The sequence below is a fragment of the Micromonospora sp. CA-249363 genome (assembly GCF_050950185.1).
Lineage (GTDB): Bacteria > Actinomycetota > Actinomycetes > Mycobacteriales > Micromonosporaceae > Micromonospora.
Window position 1 is genome coordinate 3,127,217 of sequence record NZ_CP192020.1, and the last position, 20,833, is coordinate 3,148,049.

At 72.7% G+C, this 20,833-nt stretch carries 20 protein-coding genes; 14 read left to right on the forward strand and 6 right to left on the reverse strand.

Annotated features, from left to right (window positions below; all coding sequences use genetic code 11):
- Window positions 1-9 precede the first annotated feature (9 nt).
- Window positions 10-1,149, forward strand: coding sequence for an oxalate decarboxylase family bicupin (locus ACQPZK_RS14400; RefSeq protein WP_433538775.1), 1,140 nt, complete (start codon window positions 10-12; stop codon window positions 1,147-1,149).
- A 141-nt stretch (window positions 1,150-1,290) separates the two neighbouring features.
- Here the strand turns inward: ACQPZK_RS14400 and ACQPZK_RS14405 are convergent, their stop codons facing one another.
- A complete protein-coding gene (locus ACQPZK_RS14405) occupies window positions 1,291-2,376 on the reverse strand; it encodes a DUF3866 family protein (RefSeq protein WP_433538776.1) in 1,086 nt (361 codons plus the stop codon).
- Window positions 2,377-2,435: 59 nt separating this feature from the next.
- Window positions 2,436-3,428 (reverse strand): cation diffusion facilitator family transporter, encoded by a 993-nt coding sequence (locus ACQPZK_RS14410; protein ID WP_433538777.1) that lies wholly within the window; start codon window positions 3,426-3,428, stop codon window positions 2,436-2,438.
- A gap of 118 nt (window positions 3,429-3,546) precedes the next feature.
- Between ACQPZK_RS14410 and ACQPZK_RS14415 the strand changes: the two genes are divergently transcribed.
- From ACQPZK_RS14415 to ACQPZK_RS14440, 6 genes are all read left to right on the forward strand, one after another.
- The gene (locus ACQPZK_RS14415) at window positions 3,547-4,545 is read left to right on the forward strand and encodes a helix-turn-helix transcriptional regulator (RefSeq protein WP_433538778.1); all 999 of its coding nucleotides are present in this window, start codon (window positions 3,547-3,549) and stop codon (window positions 4,543-4,545) included.
- Window positions 4,542-5,606 (forward strand): helix-turn-helix transcriptional regulator, encoded by a 1,065-nt coding sequence (locus tag ACQPZK_RS14420; RefSeq protein WP_433538779.1) that lies wholly within the window; start codon window positions 4,542-4,544, stop codon window positions 5,604-5,606. Before ACQPZK_RS14415 ends, ACQPZK_RS14420 begins: the two co-directional genes overlap by 4 nt.
- Window positions 5,607-5,616: 10 nt before the next feature.
- A complete protein-coding gene (locus tag ACQPZK_RS14425; protein WP_433538780.1) occupies window positions 5,617-5,862 on the forward strand; it encodes a hypothetical protein in 246 nt (81 codons plus the stop codon).
- Between the two features lie 157 nt (window positions 5,863-6,019).
- The gene (gene tatA, locus ACQPZK_RS14430) at window positions 6,020-6,334 is read left to right on the forward strand and encodes a Sec-independent protein translocase subunit TatA (RefSeq protein WP_433538781.1); all 315 of its coding nucleotides are present in this window, start codon (window positions 6,020-6,022) and stop codon (window positions 6,332-6,334) included.
- Between the two features lie 18 nt (window positions 6,335-6,352).
- Complete coding sequence (tatC, locus tag ACQPZK_RS14435) at window positions 6,353-7,306, forward strand: twin-arginine translocase subunit TatC (RefSeq protein WP_433538782.1); 954 nt, start codon at window positions 6,353-6,355, stop codon at window positions 7,304-7,306.
- A 144-nt stretch (window positions 7,307-7,450) separates the two neighbouring features.
- Window positions 7,451-8,404, forward strand: coding sequence for a diacylglycerol kinase (locus ACQPZK_RS14440; protein ID WP_433539210.1), 954 nt, complete (start codon window positions 7,451-7,453; stop codon window positions 8,402-8,404).
- On the opposite strand, the gene ACQPZK_RS14445 is transcribed toward ACQPZK_RS14440, so the two are convergent.
- Window positions 8,367-9,278, reverse strand: a complete 912-nt coding sequence (locus ACQPZK_RS14445; RefSeq protein ID WP_433538783.1) for an EamA family transporter — start codon at window positions 9,276-9,278, stop codon at window positions 8,367-8,369. The two genes, ACQPZK_RS14440 and ACQPZK_RS14445, sit on opposite strands and share 38 nt — an antisense overlap.
- Before the next feature lie 55 nt (window positions 9,279-9,333).
- On the reverse strand, window positions 9,334-10,104 hold the full coding sequence (locus ACQPZK_RS14450) for an HAD family hydrolase (protein ID WP_433538784.1): 771 nt from the start codon (window positions 10,102-10,104) through the stop codon (window positions 9,334-9,336).
- 86 nt (window positions 10,105-10,190) lie between these two features.
- Here ACQPZK_RS14450 and ACQPZK_RS14455 point away from each other — a divergent pair, with 86 nt between their 5' ends.
- Complete coding sequence (locus ACQPZK_RS14455) at window positions 10,191-12,992, forward strand: DEAD/DEAH box helicase (RefSeq protein ID WP_433538785.1); 2,802 nt, start codon at window positions 10,191-10,193, stop codon at window positions 12,990-12,992.
- Between the two features lie 165 nt (window positions 12,993-13,157).
- Window positions 13,158-14,042 (forward strand): MHYT domain-containing protein, encoded by an 885-nt coding sequence (locus tag ACQPZK_RS14460; RefSeq protein ID WP_433538786.1) that lies wholly within the window; start codon window positions 13,158-13,160, stop codon window positions 14,040-14,042.
- A gap of 205 nt (window positions 14,043-14,247) precedes the next feature.
- On the opposite strand, the gene ACQPZK_RS14465 is transcribed toward ACQPZK_RS14460, so the two are convergent.
- Window positions 14,248-15,561, reverse strand: a complete 1,314-nt coding sequence (locus ACQPZK_RS14465) for a rod shape-determining protein MreC (protein WP_433538787.1) — start codon at window positions 15,559-15,561, stop codon at window positions 14,248-14,250.
- On the reverse strand, window positions 15,527-16,048 hold the full coding sequence (locus ACQPZK_RS14470; protein WP_433538788.1) for a SigE family RNA polymerase sigma factor: 522 nt from the start codon (window positions 16,046-16,048) through the stop codon (window positions 15,527-15,529). Before ACQPZK_RS14470 ends, ACQPZK_RS14465 begins: the two co-directional genes overlap by 35 nt.
- A 318-nt stretch (window positions 16,049-16,366) precedes the next feature.
- Between ACQPZK_RS14470 and ACQPZK_RS14475 the strand changes: the two genes are divergently transcribed.
- The 5 genes from ACQPZK_RS14475 to ACQPZK_RS14495 are packed head-to-tail and all read left to right on the forward strand — an operon-like array spanning window position 16,367 to window position 20,774.
- Complete coding sequence (locus ACQPZK_RS14475) at window positions 16,367-17,218, forward strand: fumarylacetoacetate hydrolase family protein (RefSeq protein WP_433538789.1); 852 nt, start codon at window positions 16,367-16,369, stop codon at window positions 17,216-17,218.
- Window positions 17,215-17,964, forward strand: coding sequence for an SDR family NAD(P)-dependent oxidoreductase (locus tag ACQPZK_RS14480; protein WP_433538790.1), 750 nt, complete (start codon window positions 17,215-17,217; stop codon window positions 17,962-17,964). The genes ACQPZK_RS14475 and ACQPZK_RS14480 overlap by 4 nt, the downstream gene beginning before the upstream one ends.
- Window positions 17,965-17,983: 19 nt before the next feature.
- Window positions 17,984-18,739, forward strand: a complete 756-nt coding sequence (locus ACQPZK_RS14485) for a (Fe-S)-binding protein (protein ID WP_433538791.1) — start codon at window positions 17,984-17,986, stop codon at window positions 18,737-18,739.
- A gap of 20 nt (window positions 18,740-18,759) precedes the next feature.
- The gene (locus ACQPZK_RS14490) at window positions 18,760-20,181 is read left to right on the forward strand and encodes a LutB/LldF family L-lactate oxidation iron-sulfur protein (protein ID WP_433539211.1); all 1,422 of its coding nucleotides are present in this window, start codon (window positions 18,760-18,762) and stop codon (window positions 20,179-20,181) included.
- Complete coding sequence (locus ACQPZK_RS14495; RefSeq protein ID WP_433538792.1) at window positions 20,178-20,774, forward strand: LutC/YkgG family protein; 597 nt, start codon at window positions 20,178-20,180, stop codon at window positions 20,772-20,774. The genes ACQPZK_RS14490 and ACQPZK_RS14495 overlap by 4 nt, the downstream gene beginning before the upstream one ends.
- Window positions 20,775-20,833: the final 59 nt, after the last annotated feature.

Here is a 20,833-nt window from a genome sequence, read left to right on the forward strand (position 1 = left end):
GAGGCGATCATGAACGACCCGACGGTGTCCCAGCCCGAACGCGGCGGTGGTGGCTGGGTGGACCCCGGGCCACGCGACGTGGTCCGCGACCGGCAGAACCCCGATCTGTTGACCCCACCGAGCACGGACGCGGGCACGCTGCCCAACCTGCGGTTCTCCTTCTCGGACGCGCACACCCGGGTGCAGCGCGGCGGATGGACCCGCGAGGTGACCGTACGGGAGCTGCCCATCGCCACCGAACTCAGCGGCGTGGACATGGCGCTGGAACCGGGCGGGTACCGGGAGATGCACTGGCACAAGCAGTCTGAGTGGGCGTACGTGTCGAAGGGCAGCGCCCGGATCAGCGCCGTCGACCAGGAGGGCCGCAACTTCCTCGACGACGTCCGCGCCGGTGACCTGTGGTTCTTTCCGCAGGGGGTGCCGCACCACATCCAGGCGCTCGACGAGGGTGTGGAGTTCCTGCTGGTCTTCGACGACGGCGCGTTCACCGAGAACGGCACGTTCCTGATCAGCGACTTCTTCGCGCACACCCCGAAGGAGGTGCTGGCCAAGAACTTCGGCTGGCGGCTCGATCAGCTCGACTCGATCCCCGAGCGGGAGAAGTACATCTTCGCCGGGCAGGTGCCGCCGCCGCTGGAGGCGGACCGGGTCGTCAGTCCGACCGGGGACGTGCCCCGCAGCCTCAGTCACCGGCTGCTCGCGCAGAAGCCGCAGCGGTTCCCGGGCGGGCAGGTCCGCATCGCCGACGTCACCCAGTTCGCCGCGGCCACCACGATCTGCGCCGCGCTGGTCGAGGTGGATCCGGGCGGGATGCGGGAGCTGCACTGGCACCCCACCGACGACGAGTGGCAGTACTACCTGTCCGGCCACGGTCGGATGGGCGTGTTCGCCAGCCAGGGAGTCGCCGGCACCTTCGACATGCGCTCCGGCGACGTCGGGTACGTGCCGTTCGCGTACGGCCACTACATCGAGAACCTCGGCACCGAGCCGCTGGTGTTCCTGGAGATGTTCCGCAAGCCCCGGTTCGAGTCCGTGTCGCTGACCCAGTGGATGGCGAACACCCCGCCCGAAGTCAGCGCCGACACCCTCAACCTGCCGAGAGAGCTCATCGAAGCCCTACCCCGAGACCAACGCCCAGTGATCCGCTGACCCGTCCCACCGTCTGCTTCCGCGCGCTGATCATGAAGTTATTGCCGCGACACGCCGAGACGGCGCGCAACAACTTCATGATCAACGCGGACGGCGGGTCCGGGGCCGGGAGGCCGGGGGCGGGGGGAGGGGCGGGGTGGGTTAGGGGAGGTGGGTTGTTGCTTGGCGGCCGGCTGCTGCTGCGGCCAGGAAGTAGGCGTGGTCGGCGTCCAGGGGGCGGCCCATGGTGGACAGGGGCACCGGGCTGGCCCGCAGCGCGGCGTCCAGGCCGGCGGTGGGCACCCGCACGATCCGGTGGCGGGCCGCCAGCGGGGCCAGGGCCGCGTCGACCTCGGCCGCCAGCTCCGGGTCCAGGCCTTCGGGCACCACCAGCTCCGCCGGGGCGAGCGCCACCCTCCCGTACGCGGTGAGGCTGTGGTGCGACACGCCGTTGTGCCGGGAGCGGGAGTCGGCGTCGGAGATGCGCAGCGAGCCGACCGGCCGCCCGCCGAGCGTGGCGATCGCGTTGACCGCCTCGCCGACGGCGACGCCGGAGAATCCCCACCGGGTGCCGGTGCCCAGGTTGCCGGGGCCCTGCGCCACGATGGCCACGTCGGCGTGCAGCACATGGCGGGCGGCGAGCAGACCACCGTGCAGGGTGGTGGCCTCCAGGTCGCCGCCGAACGCCTGCCCGACGCTGATCGTCCCGGCCAGCTCGTCGCGCAGCCCGGCCAGGGTGCGGGAGAACCAGGCCGGCAGGGCTCCGCCGTCGGTGAGCAGGTACGCGACCCGCGCCTGCGGGGCGTCGGCCCGGATGCCGGCCAGGATCGCCGGCAGCGCCGAGTGCAGGTCGGCGGTGACCACCGGCAGGCCGCCCAGGTCGTCGGCGTCGGCCAGCACGGCGCGGTGCGGGGACGCCTCCTCGTCGACGCCGAGCAGGATCGGCTGCAACGGCGTGTAGCGGGCCTTGACGAGGTGCCCGGCGTCGCGGGTGTCCACGGCCTCCGGCGGGTCCGGCGGCAGCCGGTCCGGCACGGCCACCACGAGGGCGTACCCGCCGGTGCCCAGGCCCATCAGCAGCGCGCCGGCGTTGAGCAGCACCCGGTCGCCGGGCTCGGGCGTGCCGACCAGCTGCGGATAGGCCAGCGCCCGCATGCGCGTGCCGTCGGGCAGGTCGACGTCGAGCTCGACCGCCCCGGTCCACTGCCGCCGCAGCGCCGCCACCGTCCCCGTACGCCATCGCACCATGACGGGCACGCTAGCCGCGCGGGCGCGGCGGACCGCGACCGGGTGCGACGCCGCCGCGATCAGGTGGGTTCGTCGCCGGGCGGCGCGGCCTGGGTGTGGCGGGCGTCTCCCGTGGCGCCGGGCTGCGAGCGGGTCGGGTCGAGGAAGACGAACCGGATCTCCGGGTAGCGCTCGGTGAGCCGCCGCTCGGCCTCGTCGGCGGTGGCCTCGATCTGCGCGCCGGTGGCCTCGTCGCGGAAGTCGACCTTGGCGGCGACGAGGATGTCGTCCGGGCCGAGCTGCATGGTCAGCAGGGTGTCGATGCGCTCCACCTCGGGCAGGCCGGCCAACTCCTGCTCGATCTCACGCCGCAGCCGCTCCGGAACGGCCCGGCCGACCAGCAGCGACAGGTTGTTGCCGGCGAGGATGCCGGCGACGGTCAGCAGCAGGAGGCCGATCAGGATCGACGCGACGCCGTCCCACACCTCGTCGCCGGTGGCGTGCGACAGGCCGACGCCGAGCCCCGCGAGCACCAGGCCGATCAGTGCCGCGCTGTCCTCCAGGAAGACGGCCTTGACGGTGGTGTCGGCGGTGAGCCGCAGGAACCGTCGCGGCGTGGTCTGCCAGCGCTCGGACTCGCGACGGACCTGCCGGACGGCCCGCGCCAGCGAGATCGACTCGATGACGAACGACACCGCCAGCACGATGTACGAGACCAGGTAGTCGCCGCTGTGCTCGTGCACGAGGATCGTGGTGACGCCGTGGGTGACGGCGAAACCCGCGCCGGCCACGAAGGTGAACATCGCGGCGAAGAACGCCCAGACGTAGCTCTCCTTGCCGTACCCGAAGGGGTGCCGTTTGTCGGCCGGCCGGGCCCCGCGGCGCAGCGCCTGGAACAGCAGCACCTCGGTGGTGGTGTCGGCGACCGAGTGCGCCGCCTCGGACAGCATCGCGGCCGAGCCGGAGATCAGGCCGGCGATCAGCTTGGCGATCGCGATGGCGAGGTTGGCGACGCCCGCGACGACCACGGTGCCGACGCTCTCGCTCTCGGTCTTCATCCCGGCTTGCGACATGAGGGCAACCCTATGGCCGCGGGCGGCGGCGCGCCGGGGGAGCACCCGATCCGAACAAGTGTGCGGCACGCCCGCGTGGATGCACGATGCAGGCGTGTCGGCTGCTAGCGTCTACCGCGTGTCGCGGACCCGCACCGAACGCCTGGTCAACCTGGTGATCTGCCTGCTGTCCACGCGACGGTTCCTGACCGCCGCGCAGATCGCCGCGACCGTGCCCGGCTACGAGCACGATCCGGACGACGCGCGCGACCACGAGGCGTTCCAACGCAAGTTCGAACGGGACAAGGCCGAGCTGCGCGAGTTGGGCGTACCGCTGGAGACCGGCACGGCCAGCGTCTTCGACGCCGAGCCCGGCTACCGCATCGCCCACCGCGAGTACGCGCTGCCCGACATCCCTCTCGAACCGGACGAGGCGGCCGCCGTCGGCATCGCCGCCCGCCTGTGGCAGCACGCCGGGCTGGCCGCCGCCGCGTCCTCCGGGCTGGCCAAGCTGCGCGCCGCCGGGGTGGACGTCGACCCGCAGGCCACCCTGGGCCTGGAGCCGATGGTCACCGTCGACCCGGCGTTCGCGCCGCTGACCGCCGCCGCCCGGGACCGCCGGGAGGTGGGGTTCGACTACCGGGTACCCGACCGGGACGCGCCCAGCCGTCGCCGGCTGCAACCGTGGGGCGTGGTCTGCTGGCGGGGCCGGTGGTACGTGGTCGGCCACGACCTGGACCGGGACGCCACCCGCTGCTTCCGCCTCTCCCGGGTGGTCGGCGCCGTCCGGGTGACCGGTGCGCCCGGCGCCTACCAGCCGCCGGCCGGAGAAGACCTGATCAGTCACGTGGCCCGCTGGTCCGGGCCGGTGGAGCGCACCGGCCGCGCGACCGTGCTGGCCGCGCCCGGCCGGGCCGCCGGCCTGCGCCGCTGGGCGGTCGAGGTGACCGCCGGGCCGGACGGGGACCGCCTGGTCCTGCCGTACGCCGACCCGGACGGTCTGGCCGGTCACCTCGTCGGGTACGGGCCGGACGTCCGCGTGCTCGACCCGCCGGAGGTCCGCGAGGCGGTCATCCAGCGGCTGAAGGAGATCGCGGTCCGCCACGACGAGCTGGCGGTCTCCGGGGGTGCCCGGTGACCCGCCCGGCCGCCCGTGGCGGTTCCCGGGCCTCGGCCGACCGGTTGGCGCGGCTGCTCAACCTGGTGCCCTACCTGCTGGCCCGACCCGGCATCGAGGTCGCGGAGGCGGCCGGTGACCTGGGCGTCACCGAGCGGCAGCTCCGGGAGGACCTGGAGCTGCTGTGGGTGTGCGGGCTGCCCGGGTACGGCCCCGGTGACCTGATCGACATGGCGTTCGACGGCGACCGGGTGACGATCACCTACGACGCCGGCATCGACCGGCCGCTGCGGCTCACCCCCGACGAGGCGCTCGCGCTCGTGGTGGCCCTGCGGATGCTCGCCGAGACCCCCGGCGTCGCCAACCGGGACGCCATCGAACGGGCCCTCGCCAAGATCGAGGACGCCGCCGGTGACCTGGTGGGCGCGCCGGTCGCGGTCCGGCTACCCGGGGACACCCGGCGGGTCGAGGCGTTGCGCGCCGCCGTGGAGGGCGGCTGGGCGCTGCGGATCACCTACTACACGGCGGCCCGGGACGAGACCACCGAGCGGGTGGTCGACCCGCTTCGCATGCTGATGGTCGGCGGCCGGGCGTACGTGGAGGCGTGGTGCCGGCGCGCGGAGGCGGTGCGGCTGTTCCGCGCCGACCGGATCGACGCGATCACCGAGCTGGACGAGCCGGCCGCCGCTCCACCGCAGGCCGTCCCGCACGACCTCACCGAGGGGGTCTTCCGGCCGTCGCCCGACCTGCCGCTGATCACCCTGCGGATCGGACGCGGCGAGCGGTGGATCACCGAGTACTACCCGTGCGAGCGGGTCGAGGCCGGCGACGGGGACCAGTGGCTCGTCTCGCTGCGCGTGACCGACCTGGGGTGGGCGCGACGGTTCGTGCTCGGCCTCGGGCCGGACGTCACCGTCGTCGCCCCGGTCGAGCTGGCCGAGCAGGTCCGGGCGACCGCGTCCGCCGCGCTGGACGCGTACGCGGTGCCCGCGCCTGTGACGCGGTTGCCCGAGGACGATCGGGGAGCCGCGGCTCCCAGCGCGCCGTCGGGCGATCCGGCGGTGGCCGGCCGCACCCAGTAGGCTGGCCCGCGTGCTGATCTGGATCGTGCTCGCGCTGGTGCTGCTCCCGCTCGTGGCGCTCGCGCTGGCCGTACGGCCGGTGCTGGCCCGGCTGCCCAAGCTGCGCCGCGCCGCCGAGGCGCTCCAGCGCCAGGCCGGTGAGGCGGAGGCGCTGCGGGAGACCGCGGAGGCGTTGCAGCAGCGCGCCGAGGGCGTCCAACGCCAGCTCGACACCGCCCAGCAGCGCATCGAGCTGATCAAGGCCAAGCGCGGCTGACCGCCCTGTCGGCCCGCGTGGTTGACGGATCATCGCGCGTTGGTCAAGACTTCACCGGCCGGGCCGGACCACCACCACCCGGCGGGTGGCATCCGACCGATCCGCACGTACGATGGGCTGCGTACCACCCCCGGACACAGAGCGACTGGAGCTTCTCATGGGTGCCCTCAAGCCGTGGCACATCGCCGTTCTCGTGGTTGTGCTGATCCTGCTCTTCGGTGCGAAGCGGCTCCCCGACGCGGCCCGCTCGCTGGGTCGCTCGCTGCGGATCATCAAGGCCGAGACCAAGAGCCTGCAGGACGACGACCGCGACCTGGCCGAGAAGGCCGACGCGCAGGCCGGCTACCAGCCCCTGCCGCCGCACGCCGGGCAGCAGGCGCCGTACACCGGGCAGCCGCAGCAGGCGCCGTACCAGCAGGCGCCGGCGCAGCAGCCGGTCGTCGACCCGGTGCACCGCGTCCGCGACAACTGACCGAAGGGCCTTCGCACCGTGGCCTTCGCCCTGCGTAAGCGCGGCCCGAGCACGTTCGAGCGGGCCTCCGACGGCTCGATGACGCTCATCGAGCACGTCCGTGAGCTGCGCAACCGTCTCTTCCGCGCCTCGCTGGCGATCCTCATCGGCTTCGGTCTCGGCATCTGGCTGGCGACGCCCGTGCGCGTGCTGCTGTCCAAGCCGTACTGCGACCTGCCGCAGTCGATCGACCCGCTGACCGACAAGTGCAAGTTCGTCCAGCTCGGCGTGGCCGACGTGTTCCTGCTCAACCTCAAGATCGGCCTGTGGGTGGGCCTGATCATCGCGGCCCCCGTCTGGCTCTACCAGCTCTGGGCGTTCATCGCGCCGGGCCTGCACCGGCACGAGCGGCGGTACGCGTACATCTTCACGGCCCTCGCCGCGCCGCTGTTCGCGGCGGGCGCGGTGCTGGCCTTCTTCGTCACCACGAAGGGCCTCGAGTTCCTGCTCAACGTGTCGGGCGACGACATCGCGACCAACCTCGAGGTCACCCGGTACATCTCGTTCGTCACCAACCTGATCCTGCTGTTCGGGGTGGCGTTCGAGTTCCCGCTGATCGTGCTGATGCTCAACTTCGTCGGCCTGGCCAGCGCCAAGCGGCTGCTGAGCTGGTGGCGGGTGGCGATCTTCGTGTTCTTCGCCTTCTCCGCCGTGGTCACCCCCACCCCCGACCCGTTCGGGATGACCGCCCTGGCGATCTGCCTCTCCGCGCTCTACTTCGGCGCGGTGGGCATCGCGTTCATCAACGACAGGCGGCGGGGTCGCGGCAAGGAGGTCTACGCCGGTCTCGACGACGACGAGGTCTCGCCGTTGGAGTTCGACACGGACCCGGTCGTCGCCGGGCAGCGGGTCGACGCGACCGCGCCGATCGGCGCTCCGGAGCCGATCGCGAAGCCGGCGCCCATCGAACGCCGCTACGACGACATGACCTGACGGCCCCGCGCCGCCGGAGTTCGCCGACGCCGTCCCCGCTGAGCGGGGACGGCGTCGTTGTGTCCGGCGTCGACCGAATCGAGCCGCCCGGTGGGCTGGGAGCGCTACCTCCGCCCGATGAACATCAGATGTACGACGAGTACGGTGCTGGCCGTGACCGTGAAAGATTTTCGGCCCGGACCGGCGGAGGACGCCGCGTCGGCCGCCGGCCCGGTGGCGGTGCTCGCCAATCCGACGGCCGGCCGGGGACGGCGTCGGGCACTGCTGCCCCGGCTGCTGGACGGGCTGTCCGCCGGCGGCCGCCCGGTGACGGTGCTGTCGGCGACCACTCCGGGCGAGGCGGAGGCGGCCTGTCGGATGGCGGTCGCCGAGGGCGCGGGCGCGCTGGTCGCGATCGGTGGTGACGGCACGGTGCACCGGGCGTTGCAGGCCGTGGCCGGCACCGACATCCCGTTCGGACCGGTGCCCGCCGGCACCGGCAACGACTTCGCGATCGACACCGGCTTCCCGGCCGATCCCGTCGCCGCCGTGGAGGTGATCGCCGAGGCGCTGCGCGCCGGCCGGAGCCGCGAGGTCGACCTGGCCCGGATGACGGGCGTCGACGGCGCGGAGCGCTGGTACGGGGCCGTCCTCGCGGCGGGCTTCGACGCGATCGTCAACGAGCGGGCCAACCGGATGCGGTGGCCGCGCGGTCCCCGCCGGTACGACCTGGCGATCCTCGTCGAGATGGCCCGCCTGCGGCCCCGGCGCTACACGATGCGCCTCGACGGGGTGCTCCACGAGATGGACTCGGTGCTGGTGGCGGTGGGCAACTGCCCGTCGTACGGCGGTGGGATGCGGATCTGCCCGGACGCCGACCCGACCGACGGGCTGCTGGACGTGGTGGTGGCCGGCCGGGCGGACCGGCGCACCATGATCCGGGTCAAGCCGCACATCTACCAGGGCACCCACATCGAGCACCCCATCGTGAGCAGCTACCGGGCCCGTACGGTGGAGTTGGCCGCCGACGGGATCGTCACGTACGCCGACGGGGAACGCTCGCTCGGACTGCCGGTGACGATCACCGCGGTGCCGGGGGCCCTGCGACTGCTGCGCTGACCCGTACGGCGCCGATGCTGGCGGCGATGACCAGCACGATGGCGACGCATTCGGTCGCGGTCAGCGCCTGGCGCAGCACCAGCCAGCCGGCGAGGGTGGCGACGGCCGGGCCGAGGCTCATCAGCACCGCGAAGGTGGACGTGGGCATCCGCCGCAGCGCCAGCAGTTCCAGGGTGTACGGCAGGCCGGAGGCGAGCACCGCGAGGACCGCGCCGAACGCCAGCACCTCCGGTTCGAGCAGGACGGCGCCGCCGTCGGCGATGCCCAGCGGCAGGGTGACCAGCGCGGCGAGGGTGAGCGCGAGGGCGAGCCCGTCCGCGCCGGGGAACCGGCCGCCGACCCGGGCGCTGAGCACGATGTACGCGGCCCACATCGTGCCCGCGCCGAACGCGAACGCGACCCCGGCCGGGTTGAGGCGGTCGAAGCCGCCCTGCCCGAGCAGCGCCACCCCGGCCAGCGCGAGCCCGGCCCAGCACCAGCTCGCCAGCCGGCGGGCGGTGAACACCGACAGCGCGAGGGGGCCGAGGACCTCCAGCGTCACCGTCGGGCCGAGCGGGATGCGTTCGATGGCCTGGTAGAACAGCGAGTTCATGCCGGCCAGGGCCAGCCCGAACGCGCCGACGGCGAGCCAGGCCGAGCGGTCGTGCCCGCGTAGCCGGGGCCGGCACACGACGAGCAGCAGCACCGCCGAGATCGTCAGCCGCAGGGTGACCGCCCCGGCCACCCCGGTACGCGGGAAGAGCAGCGCGGCGACGGCGGACCCGAACTGCACCGACAGCGCCCCGCCGAGCACCAGCCCCACGGCGAGGACGCCACCGCGGTGCCGCGGGGGCGCGTCGGTCGATGTCGACGCAGGCAGGAGGGTGTCCGTCACGCCCCTGACGCTAGGTGGTCGGCTCCCCGGACTCGCGGGCGGCCTCCAGGTGGGGTCAGGACGGCAGGGCCAGGTCCAGGACCGCGCCCAGCCCGTTCTCCCGGCCGGGGTCGGCGGCCGGCAGCACCAGCACCGCGCAGCCGGCGGCCACCGCGCCCGCGTCGGCCGGGGTGTCGCCGACCATCAGCGTCTGCTCGGGGTCGACGCCCAGCATCGCGCAGGCGCGCCAGAAGATCGCCGGGTCGGGCTTGCAGCGCCCCACCTCGTACGACAGCACGAACGCGTCGACGAGGTCGGTCAGCCCCCAGGCGTCGAAGTGCGGGCGCAGGTCGAAACCGATGTTGCTGACCACCGCGATCCGTACCCCGGCGTCGCGCAGCGCGGCCAGCGTCGGGGCGGTGTCCGGGTAGGGCACCCAGCCCTGGGCGACGAGCAGCCGCTCGTAGAGCGCGTCGGCGAAGCCCTCGATGCCGGCGTCCACGGTCTCGGCCAGTCCGGTGTACGCGCCCCGGTGGGCGTGCGGGTAGAGGTCCCGGTCGGCCCAGAGCTCGGCCAGCCGGGGCGGCACCCGGGCCGGTAGCGGGCCGCCCGCGCGGCCGGCGGTCAGCAGGCGGTCGGCCAGTGAGGTGGCCCGGACCCGGTCCAGGGTGACCCCGCACGCCGCCGCGGCCTCGAGGACCCACTGCCGAGGCTCCTCCACCTGGGCGAGGGTGCCGTGGAAGTCGAAGAGCACCGCCTTGACGGGCCGTCGGGACGCCCGGGGTGCGGCGGCTTCCGTGGCGCTGCCCGGCGGACTGGTCTGGGGCGGTTCGGCATGGTCCGGCACGCCGTGCACCCTACCGACCCTCGCCGACAGCCCCGCCGGACGGCCTTGTGGGGTGCACCGTGCCGGCACGCACTAATCTTGGTGCCATGTCGAGCCCCGCCGAGCGGTACGCCGCGGCGCGCCGCCGGGCCGCGCAGGCCTCCGAGTTTCCGGCGCTGGACGAGTTCGCCCTTGATCTGGGGTTCGACCTCGACGACTTCCAGCGCGAGGCGTGTCAGTCGTTGGAGCGGGGCAGCGGTGTGCTGGTGTGCGCTCCGACCGGCGCCGGCAAGACCGTGGTCGGCGAGTTCGCCGTACACCTGGCTCTGCGGGGGCGGCCGGACGACCCGGCGGCGGCCGACGGTGCGGGGCCGCCGGCGACCCGGCGCAAGTGCTTCTACACGACGCCGATCAAGGCGCTGTCCAACCAGAAGTACCACGACCTCGTCGACCGGTACGGCGCCGAGCAGGTCGGCCTGCTGACCGGTGACAACGCGATCAACGGCGACGCGCCCGTGGTGGTGATGACCACCGAGGTGCTGCGCAACATGCTCTACGCGGGTTCCAGCACGTTGCAGGGGCTCGCCTACGTGGTGATGGACGAGGTGCACTACCTCGCCGACCGGTTCCGCGGCGGCGTGTGGGAAGAAGTGATCATCCACCTGCCGGAGTCGGTCACCCTGGTCTCGTTGTCGGCGACCGTGTCGAACGCCGAGGAGTTCGCCGACTGGCTGGTCACCGTGCGCGGCGAGACCGCCGTGGTGGTCAGCGAGCACCGGCCGGTGCCGCTGTGGCAGCACATGCTGGTCGGCAAGCGGATGTTCGACCTGTTCCACGACGCCGACGCGGCCCGCAAGCACGACGTGCACCCGGAGCTGCTGCGCTACACCCGCGACACGATGCGCCGGCTGGAGCTGGGGGAGGGGCGCAGCGCCGGGCCGGGCTCCGGTCGCCGTGGTCCCCGCTGGCGTGGCCCGATCCGCCCGGACATCGTGGACCGGCTGGACCGGGAGGGCCTGCTGCCGGCCATCCTGTTCATCTTCAGCCGCGCGGGCTGCGCCGCCGCCGTGCAGCAGTGCCTGGCCGCCGGGCTGCGGCTCACCTCCCCCGAGGAGCGCGCCGAGATCCGCCGGGTGGTCGAGTCCCGGGTCACCGCCATCCCCGGCGAGGACCTGACGGTGCTGGGCTACTGGGAGTGGCTGGACGGCCTCGAGCGCGGCCTCGCCGCGCACCACGCCGGCATGCTGCCGGTGTTCAAGGAGGTCGTCGAGGAGCTGTTCGTCCGGGGCCTGGTCAAGGCGGTCTTCGCCACCGAGACCCTCGCGCTGGGCATCAACATGCCGGCGCGCTGCGTGGTGCTGGAACGGCTCGTCAAGTACAACGGCGAGGCGCACGTCGACCTGACCCCGGGGGAGTACACCCAGCTCACCGGCCGCGCCGGCCGGCGGGGCATCGACGTCGAGGGGCACGCCGTGGTGGTGTGGTCCCCGGAGACCGACCCGCGCCACGTGGCCGGGCTCGCCTCCACCCGCACCTACCCGCTGCGGTCCAGCTTCCGGCCGTCGTACAACATGGCGGTCAACCTCGTCGGCTCGGTCGGCGCGGAGCCCGCCCGGGCCCTGCTGGAGTCCTCGTTCGCCCAGTTCCAGGCCGACCGGTCGGTGGTCGGCCTGGCGCGGCAGGTGCAGCGCAACACCGAAACCATCGAGGCGTACGGCGCGGAGGCCGCCTGCCACCACGGCGACTTCGACGAGTACTTCGCGCTGCGGGTGGCGATCGCCGACCGGGAGAAGGCCATCGCCCGGCAGGGGCAGACCCAGCGCAAGGCCGCGGCCGTGGCGTCGCTGGAGCGGCTGCGCATCGGCGACGTGATCCGCGTGCCGTCGGGCCGGCGGGCCGGTCTGGCGGTCGTGCTGGACCCGGCGACCGGCGGGTTCGGCGAACCCCGTCCGCTGGTGCTCACCCAGGACCGTTGGGCGGGACGGGTCAGCCCGGGCGACTTCACCACGCCGGCCGAGGTGCTGGCCCGCATCCGGGTGCCCAAGCACTTCAACCACCGCTCGCCGGCGGCCCGGCGGGACCTCGCCGCCGAGGTCAGCGGCACCGGCCTGGACCGGCACGGTGGCCGCCGAGGGGGCCGCTCGCGGCAGACGCCCGGCGAGGACCACCGGCTCAGCCAGCTCCGCACCGAGCTGCGTAACCACCCCTGCCACGCCTGCCCGGAGCGGGAGGAGCACGCCCGCTGGGCGGAGCGCCGCCGTCGTCTCGAGCGGGACACCACGGAGCTGCGCGAGCGGGTGTCGGGGCGTACCGGGTCCCTCGCCCGGACGTTCGACCGGATCGTCGCGCTGCTGACCGACCGTGGTTACCTGGCCCGCGACGGCGCGGTCACCGACGCCGGCCGGATGCTGGGCCGGATCTGGACCGAGGCGGATCTGCTGGTCGCCGAGTGCCTGCGTCGACGGGTGTGGGACGGGCTCTCCCCGGCCGAGCTGGCCGCCGCGGTGTCCGTGGTGGTCTTCGAGGCGCGCCGCGACGTCGACGAGCGGGCGTCCCTGCCGCGCGGCCCGGTCTCCGACGCCGTGGACGAGACGCTGAAGCTGTGGGGCGAGATCGAGGCCGACGAGGCCGCCCGCGGCCTGGCCGCGACCCGCGAGCCGGATCTGGGCTTCGCCTGGCCGGTCTACCGGTGGGCGCGGGGCGAGGCCCTGGCGAAGGTGCTCGGCAGCGGGCACGAGATCGACGGCGAGATGCCGGCCGGCGACTTCGTCCGGTGGGCGCGGCAGGTGGTCGACCTTCTTGGTCAACTTTCCGACTCCGGCGGCGCGTCGCCGGAGCTGCGTTCCACGGCCCGGCAGGCGATAGCGGCCATCAACCGGGGAGTGCTGGCGTACCACACCTCCGCCTGATGATCAGTATCGGTCAGACGCGCCGGTGAATCGACGCATCGCACGGTCACCGTGACGGCACCCCGCGAATAGCCCGAGGGGGCTATTGCGCCTGCTCGGAGCACCCCTGATCATTGCCCCGGCGCTGTGCGTACGCGCCGGTAACGAGTGGGGAGAAACTTTGCCGTGGCGGACATCAATCACTTTGAGTACGGGTGGATCACGCCCGCGCTGAGCTACGCGCTGTCGGTGCTCGGCTCGGTGCTCGGCCTCGTCTGCGCCGGTCGTATCCGCACGGCCCGTACCGCCCGCCAGCGCGCCTGGTGGGGCCTCCTGGCCGCCTGGGCTCTCGGCGGCACCGCCATCTGGGCGATGCACTTCATGGCCATGCTCGGCTTCGCCGTCAACGGCACCCGCATCCGGTACGACGTGCCGCTCACCGTCGCCAGTACCGCCATCGCGGTGGTCGCGGTCGGCATCGGCCTGGCCATCGTCGGCACCGGCCGGCTGAACCCGGTACGCCTCATCGCCGGCGGCGTGTTCACCGGCGCCGGGGTCGCCGCCATGCACTACACCGGCATGGCGGCGATGCGCCTCAACGGCAGCCTCAACTACGACGCCCTCCGGGTCGTCCTCTCGGTGGTCATCGCGGTCGTCGCCGCGACCGTGGCCCTGTGGCTCGCGATGACCGTCCGGCGCGGCCTGGCGATCTTCGCCTCCGCGCTGGTCATGGGCGTCGCCGTGAACGGCATGCACTTCACCGGCATGAGCGCCCTCTCGGTGCACCTGCACGAGCGCTCCGGCGGAGTGACCGGTGCGGGGGTGAGCGCCCTGCTGGTGCCGATCGTCGTGGCGGTGATCTTCGGCGTGGTCGGGCTGCTCTACGCCCTGCTCGCCGCCCCCACCGACGACGACCTGGCCGCCGCCGCGTACCTGGACGCGCGGCGGACCCCGACGCCCGCCCCGGCCGCGCCGACGCCCGCCCCGGACCCGGTCGGGCTGCGCGCCCGCTCCACCCTCGGGCAGCCCGGCACCCCGTTCCCCTCCCGCCGGGACAATCCGCCGCGCTGACGGCGACGGGCGGTGCCGGGTGCTCCAGGCGTACCTGGTGCTGGTCGAACGTTCCGACGAACACGACGATCTACTTCGACTACTATTCCACGAACAACTCCGGCGGTGACATCGCAAAGGCCTCCGGAAGCGGCTCGGTCCACTACTGAGCCTCCGGGCCCGGTGAGAATGCGGGGAGGCCAGCTGGCCTCCCCGCATTCTCACGTCACCCGACGCTGACAGCCGTCGGTGGCGTCATGATAGACAAGCTGGTCAGGTTGGTAAGGTCGGCCGTTGGTGTCAGCTCCACCGTGGTGGCACCCTCCGCCTTGTCCGCAGACGCTCGACCGATCGTGACGGCGCCAACCTGATCATCCTGCTGGGACGGGTCGGGCATCAGGACACGGTTGGTCTGGTAGACCTCGCCATCCGCGGCAACTCCCTCCATGACAAGCTTCCCGCCGGTTCCGCGTACGGAACCGGCAACGTTACTGATAGCCGTGTACGCCGGGCCAGCGAATCCGGTACTGGTAACGAGCTCAACAGTGGCTTCGCCGCGGACGGGGTCGACAGCCGTTACGCGTCCGACCAAACCGGCGGCGACAACGGCTAGTTGCCCTCGGCGAACCCCCTGATCTTTCGCAAACGCCACGATCATCTGTTGGCCGTTCCTGCCGACGACCTCCGCAGGTACGGCCCGTGCGTCGCCGTCCACACCACCCTCACCAGGGACCTCGAACACCTTCGTCATACTGGCGAACGGCCGCTTCTGTTTGATGAACCCTGCGATCGTCGTCGTCTGCGCTGTCGCGGCGATCGGGAATCGTTTCACCACCAGGCGACCGGTGGGTCCGTCCGGATCTTGTGTCATCTCGTCATCGACCGCCGTGCTGGACACCCGTACTGCTGTCACGCCCGGCATGGCCAGGGCGATGGCATAGGTGCCCGCAGAGTCATCACCGACCTCGCCGCTGGCCCCGGACAACCGTGGACTGACCAGACTCAGCACCCGAGTGCTGACGGGGTCGGGCGCTGGCCGATCAACGCGCAGCCGTAAGGCGTCCGCCGCACCGGCGTCACCGGTGAAGAACGCCAACCGCGCGTCGCCCTGCTTGTCGTATCCCTGCAGGACGACCACCGTCGAGCGCAGGCGTGGATGGCGCGTCGCGACGAGGGCCCGAACATCGGTGTGTGGGCCTGCCGAGTTGGTGCGGCCCCAGACACTGGTGGCCTCACGTACCAGGTCAGCGTCCACGTTTCCCACTGCGGACCAGCCCAGGAATGGGCCATCCGGCGGCGGGGCGGCGAGTTGCGGCGTGGGCCCGAGTCCGACGGCCCGAAACATCGTGAGCAGTACCGCCACGCATACGGCCGCTGCGGCTCCGGCGGCGACACGCCGCCGTCCGCGACGCCGGCCGGCCCGCTGCAAGATCCTGGCTTCATAGCCCTCGGTCGGTACCACCGACTCAGCCAGATCTGCCAGGCTGTCACGCAACTCGGTCGTGTTATGCATACCGCACCTCTTGATCAGCAAGAGCATCGTTCTCGACCCATTGCTTGCGCAGAGTTTGCAGACCACGTGACGAAAGACTCTTGACCGTGCCGACCGAACACCCCAGCACGTGCGCCGTGTCCTGCTCGGACAGGTCCTCGTAGAAGCGCAGCACGATGGCGGCACGCTGTCGTGCTGGCAGCCCCTGCAACGCACGGCGGAGCAGGTCCCGCTGCTCCACCCCCACGTACTCGTCGCGTGCCTGACTCTCGACCAGTCGGCCCAGCGGCTGTTCCCACCAGGATCTACGCCGCCTCCAGCTGACGAAGGTGTTCACCAGAATGCGCCGAACGTAGTGGTCGATGCCCTCTGAGTGCTGCAGTCGAGGCCATGCCACGACCGTCTTGGCCAACGTTGTCTGGACGAGATCCTCGGCCTTGCCTCGGTCTCCGCACAGCAGGAAGGCGGTCCGGAGGAGCGACCCGTAACGCGCCCGTACGAAGGCTGTCACCTCCTCATCCTCGCGATCGTGCATCGGCCACCCGCACCCTCGGCTTTAATCTCACGGCCACTACTTACGCTTTGACCCCGGCTGACGTTGCCGTGATGCCGGAATTTTCTGACTATCGATTATCTCGACCCGCACGTCGCTGACGGTGACGACCCGCCCCGGCACCCGTACAGTCCGCCCCGCCGGAGGCCGGCGATGCGGCGCATCGGCGTACTGGGCGACGACGGTGTCTCATCCCGCTGACCGAGGTGATCCCGCCGTGCCGGCCGCGGGGCGTGTCGGTGTTGAATGCGGGGGTGTCCGCCACCCCCGCGAGCCAGCCCGGACACAGAGGAGGGTGAGATGAACTTCCAGCGCCTCGGCCCGAGTGGCCAGGAGATCCCGGTCGTCCAGCACGACGGTACGACCTACGACCTGCGGCCGCTCACCGCCGACCTGGACGGGGCGTTCTGGGCGTCGGACGGGATCGCGCGGACGCGCAGCGCCCTCGACCGGGGCGAGCTGACCGAGCTGCCCGGGGCCGCGTCGCTCCGGGTGGGCGCCCCGGTGGCGCGTCCGGCCAAGATCGTCTGCATCGGCCTCAACTACCGCGACCACGCCCAGGAGACCGGCGCGGCGCTGCCCGCCGAGCCGGTGGTCTTCATGAAGGACCCGATGACGATCGTCGGGCCGTACGACGACGTGCTCGTCCCGCGTGGCTCCACCAAGACCGACTGGGAGGTCGAGCTCGCGGTCGTCGTGGGGCAGACCATCCGGTACGCCGACTCCCCGGAGCAGGCCCTGCGTTGCGTCGCCGGGTACGCGGTGTCGCACGACGTCTCCGAGCGCGCCTTCCAGTTGGAGCGCGGCGGCCAGTGGGACAAGGGCAAGAGCTGCGAGACGTTCAACCCGTTGGGGCCGAGTCTCGTGCCGGCCGACGAGGTCGCCGACCCGCAGTCGCTCGCGTTGCGCCTGTGGGTCAACGGTGTGCTCCGTCAGGACGGGTCCACCGCCAACATGATCTTCCCGGTGGCGCACGTGCTCTGGTACCTCAGCCAGTTCATGGTCCTGTACCCGGGCGACGTCATCAACACGGGAACGCCGGCCGGGGTGGCGCTGGGTCTTCCGGATCACCCCTACCTGCGCGCCGGTGACGTCGTGGAGCTGGAGGTCGCCGGCCTGGGCCGGGCACGCCAGACGCTGGCCGCGGCATGAACGGGGAGTTCGCCGGGCTCGCCGCGATCGTCACGGGCGGCTCGTCCGGCATCGGCCGCGCCACCGCCGTGGAACTGAGCGCCCGAGGCGGCCGGGTGGCCGTCCTCGACCTCGACCCGAGCGGGCTCGAAGACGGCATCGCCGGCATCACCGCCGACGTGTCGAGTCGGCCGTCGGTGGAGGCGGCGGTCGCCGAGGCGGCCAGCGTGCTCGGCGGCCTGGACGTAGTGGTCAACAACGCCGGCATCGGCGCGACCGGAACAGTCGCCGACCAGGACGACGACGAGTGGCACCGCGTGCTCGACGTCAACGTGGTCGGCATGGCGCGGGTCGTCACCGCCGCCCTGCCCTGGCTGCGCCGTTCCGAGCACGCCTCGGTCGTCAACCTCTCGTCCATCGCGGCGCTCAACGGCCTGCCGGGCCGGGCGCTCTACTCGGCCAGCAAGGGCGCCGTGCTGTCGCTGACCCTCGCCATGGCCACCGACCACGTCCGCGAGGGCATCCGGTTCAACTGCGTCTGCCCCGGAACCGCGGACACCCCGTGGGTCGGGCGGCTGCTCGCGCAGGCGGACGACCCGGCGGCCGAGCGCGCGGCGCTGCGGGCCCGCCAACCCATCGGACGACTGGTCACCCCGGAGGAGGTCGCCAACGCGATCCTCTACCTCGCGTCACCCCGTTCGGCGTCGACCACGGGTACGGTGTTGGACGTCGACGGTGGGGTCACCCACCTGCGGGTCCGGCCGTGACGTCGGGCGGAGGTGTGCCGTGCGGATCGCGCTCTTCGTGACCTGCCTGGCCGACACCATGTTTCCCCAGGCGGCCACGGCGACCGTACGGCTGCTGGAACGGCTCGGCCACGAGGTCGTCTTCCCGACCGAGCAGACCTGCTGCGGGCAGATGCACGTCAACACCGGCTATCGGCGCGAGGCCGTGCCGCTGGTACGCCGCCACGTGCGGACCTTCGACCCGTACGACGTGATCGTCGCGCCGTCGGGCTCCTGCGTCGGGTCGGTCCGGCACCAGCACGCGATGGTGGCCCGGCACGCGGGCGACGAGCGCCTGGCCGGCCGGGCCGAGTCGGTGGCCGAGCGGACGTACGAGTTGTCGGAGCTGCTCGTCGACGTGCTCGGGGTGACCGACGTGGGCGCGTACTACCCGCACCGGGTCACCTACCATCCGACCTGCCACTCGCTACGGATGCTGCGGGTCGGCGATCGGCCGCGACAGTTGCTGCGCGAGGTGCGCGGCCTCGACCTGGTCGAGTTGCCGGCGGCGGAGCAGTGCTGCGGCTTCGGCGGCACGTTCGCCGTGAAGAACCCGGAGACGTCCACGGCGATGCTGGCGGACAAGATGCGGCACGTGCTGGACACCGGCGCCGACGTGTGCGCCGCCGGTGACGTGTCCTGTCTCATGCACATCGGCGGTGGACTGTCGCGGCTGCGCACCGGGGTGCGTACCGTGCACCTCGCCGAGATCCTGGCCTCGACGGAGAGCCGCGCCGGATCGGCGGCACGGCCGTGAGCCGCCGGACCTTCCTCGGCATGCCGGCGACCGCGCCGAGCGGGGTCGGGCACCTGCGCGGCGACGAGACGTTCCCGGCCGCCGCGCGGCGCAGCCTGGCCGACCCGCAACTGCGGCGCAACCTGCGGTACGCGACCACGACGATCCGGGCCAAGTCCGGAGCGGTGATCGCCGAGCAGGAGGACTGGGAGCAGCTGCGCGCGGCCGGCGCGGCCATCAAGGCGGACACCCTGCACCGCCTGCCCGAGCTGCTCGAACAGCTCGAGGCGAAGGTCGTCGAGGCGGGCGGCGTGGTGCACTGGGCGGCCGACGCCGTCGAGGCCAACCGCATCGTCACCGACCTCGTCACGGCGACCGGCGAAGACCGCGTCATCAAGGTGAAGTCGATGGCGACCCAGGAGATCGGCCTCAACGAGGCCCTGGAGGCGGCCGGGATCACCGCCGTCGAGACCGACCTCGCGGAGCTGATCGTGCAGCTCGGCGACGACCGGCCGAGCCACATCCTGGTACCCGCGATCCACCGCAACCGGGCCGAGATCCGCGAGCTGTTCCTGCGCGAGATGCCCGGCGTCGACCCCGCGCTCACCGACGATCCGACGGCCCTGGCGGCCGCCGCGCGCCGGTTCCTGCGCCAGACCTTCCTGAGTACGCCGGTTGCGGTCTCCGGCGCGAACTTCGCCGTCGCCGAGACCGGCACCCTCGCCGTGGTGGAGTCCGAGGGGAACGGCCGGATGTGCCTCACCCTGCCGCAGACCCTCATCACCGTCATGGGCGTCGAGAAGGTGGTGCCCACCTGGCGTGACCTGGAGGTCTTCCTCCAACTCCTGCCGCGGGCGTCGACGGGGGAGCGGATGAACCCGTACACCTCGATGTGGACGGGCGTCACCCCTGGCGACGGGCCGCAGGTGTTCCACCTGGTGCTGCTGGACAACGGGCGCAGCGCGGTGCTCGCCGACGAGGTGGGCCGGCAGGCGCTGCGCTGCATCCGCTGCTCGGCGTGCCTCAACGTGTGCCCGGTGTACGAGCGCGCCGGCGGGCACGCGTACGGGTCGGTGTATCCCGGGCCCATCGGGGCGGTGCTGTCGCCCCAGCTCACCGGCATCGAGGACAATGCGTCCCTGCCGTACGCGTCGACGCTCTGCGGGGCCTGCTACGACGCGTGCCCCGTGAAAATCAACATCCCGGAGTTGCTGGTGCACCTGCGCGCCGAGGCCGTCGAGTCGCGTCGGCGGCCCACCGCCGAGTCGATCGCGATGGCCGCCGCCGCGTACACGATGGACCGACCCCGGCTGTACGCGGCCGGGCAGGGCGCGGCCCGGCTGAGCCGGCTCGCCGGTCGGCGGGGTCGGGGCCTGCCCCCGCCGCTGAACGGCTGGACCGCCAGCCGGGACCTGCCCGAGCCGCCGGCCCAGACGTTCCGCGAGTGGTGGGACGCGCGGTGACCTCCCGCGACCTCGTCCTCGGCCGACTGCGCGCCGCGCTCGCCGCCGGCGGTCCCGCCGATCCGGTGCCACGCGACTATCGCCGGGCCGCCGACGCGGACCTCGACCAGTTGGCCCAGCGGCTGACCGACTACCGGGCGCAGGTGCACCGGGTCACCGAGGCCGCCGTCGCCGACACGATCGCCGACATCCTGCCGGCGGGCGGCACGGTCGTCGTACCCCCGGGTCTGGCGCCGGCCTGGCTGCCACCGACGGTGACCGCGCTGCCCGACGACGGCCTCGACCACGCGCGGATCGGCGCGGCGGACGGCGTCGTCACCGCCGCCGCCGTCGCCATCGCCCAGACCGGGACCGTCGTCCTCGACGGCTCACCCGACCAGGGACGCCGCGTGCTCAGCCTCCTGCCGGACCTGCACGTCTGCGTGGTCCGCGCCGACCAGGTCGTGGCGACCGTGCCCGAGGCCATCGCGCGACTGACGCCGCAGCGCCCGCTGACCTGGATCAGCGGGCCGTCGGCCACCAGCGACATCGAGCTGATCCGCGTCGAGGGCGTGCACGGCCCCCGCCGCCTGCACATCCTCCTACTGCCCTGAACTGGGCCGGCGTCGAATCTTGATCTTCTCGGCGATCTCGTTCGCTATGCGCCGGTAAT

Bases quoted from the DNA above. Each gene is read 5' to 3' on its own strand.
- ACQPZK_RS14490 (WP_433539211.1), top strand. From the start codon at position 18,760: ATGCCGGCGACCGCGCCGAGCGGGGTCGGGCACCTGCGCGGCGACGAG.
- ACQPZK_RS14455 (WP_433538785.1), top strand. From the start codon at position 10,191: ATGTCGAGCCCCGCCGAGCGGTACGCCGCGGCGCGCCGCCGGGCCGCG.
- ACQPZK_RS14410 (WP_433538777.1), bottom strand. From the start codon at position 3,428: ATGTCGCAAGCCGGGATGAAGACCGAGAGCGAGAGCGTCGGCACCGTG.
- ACQPZK_RS14470 (WP_433538788.1), bottom strand. From the start codon at position 16,048: ATGCACGATCGCGAGGATGAGGAGGTGACAGCCTTCGTACGGGCGCGT.
- ACQPZK_RS14465 (WP_433538787.1), bottom strand. From the start codon at position 15,561: ATGCTCTTGCTGATCAAGAGGTGCGGTATGCATAACACGACCGAGTTG.
- ACQPZK_RS14480 (WP_433538790.1), top strand. From the start codon at position 17,215: ATGAACGGGGAGTTCGCCGGGCTCGCCGCGATCGTCACGGGCGGCTCG.
- ACQPZK_RS14405 (WP_433538776.1), bottom strand. From the start codon at position 2,376: ATGGTGCGATGGCGTACGGGGACGGTGGCGGCGCTGCGGCGGCAGTGG.
- ACQPZK_RS14400 (WP_433538775.1), top strand. From the start codon at position 10: ATGAACGACCCGACGGTGTCCCAGCCCGAACGCGGCGGTGGTGGCTGG.
- ACQPZK_RS14475 (WP_433538789.1), top strand. From the start codon at position 16,367: ATGAACTTCCAGCGCCTCGGCCCGAGTGGCCAGGAGATCCCGGTCGTC.
- tatA (WP_433538781.1), top strand. From the start codon at position 6,020: ATGGGTGCCCTCAAGCCGTGGCACATCGCCGTTCTCGTGGTTGTGCTG.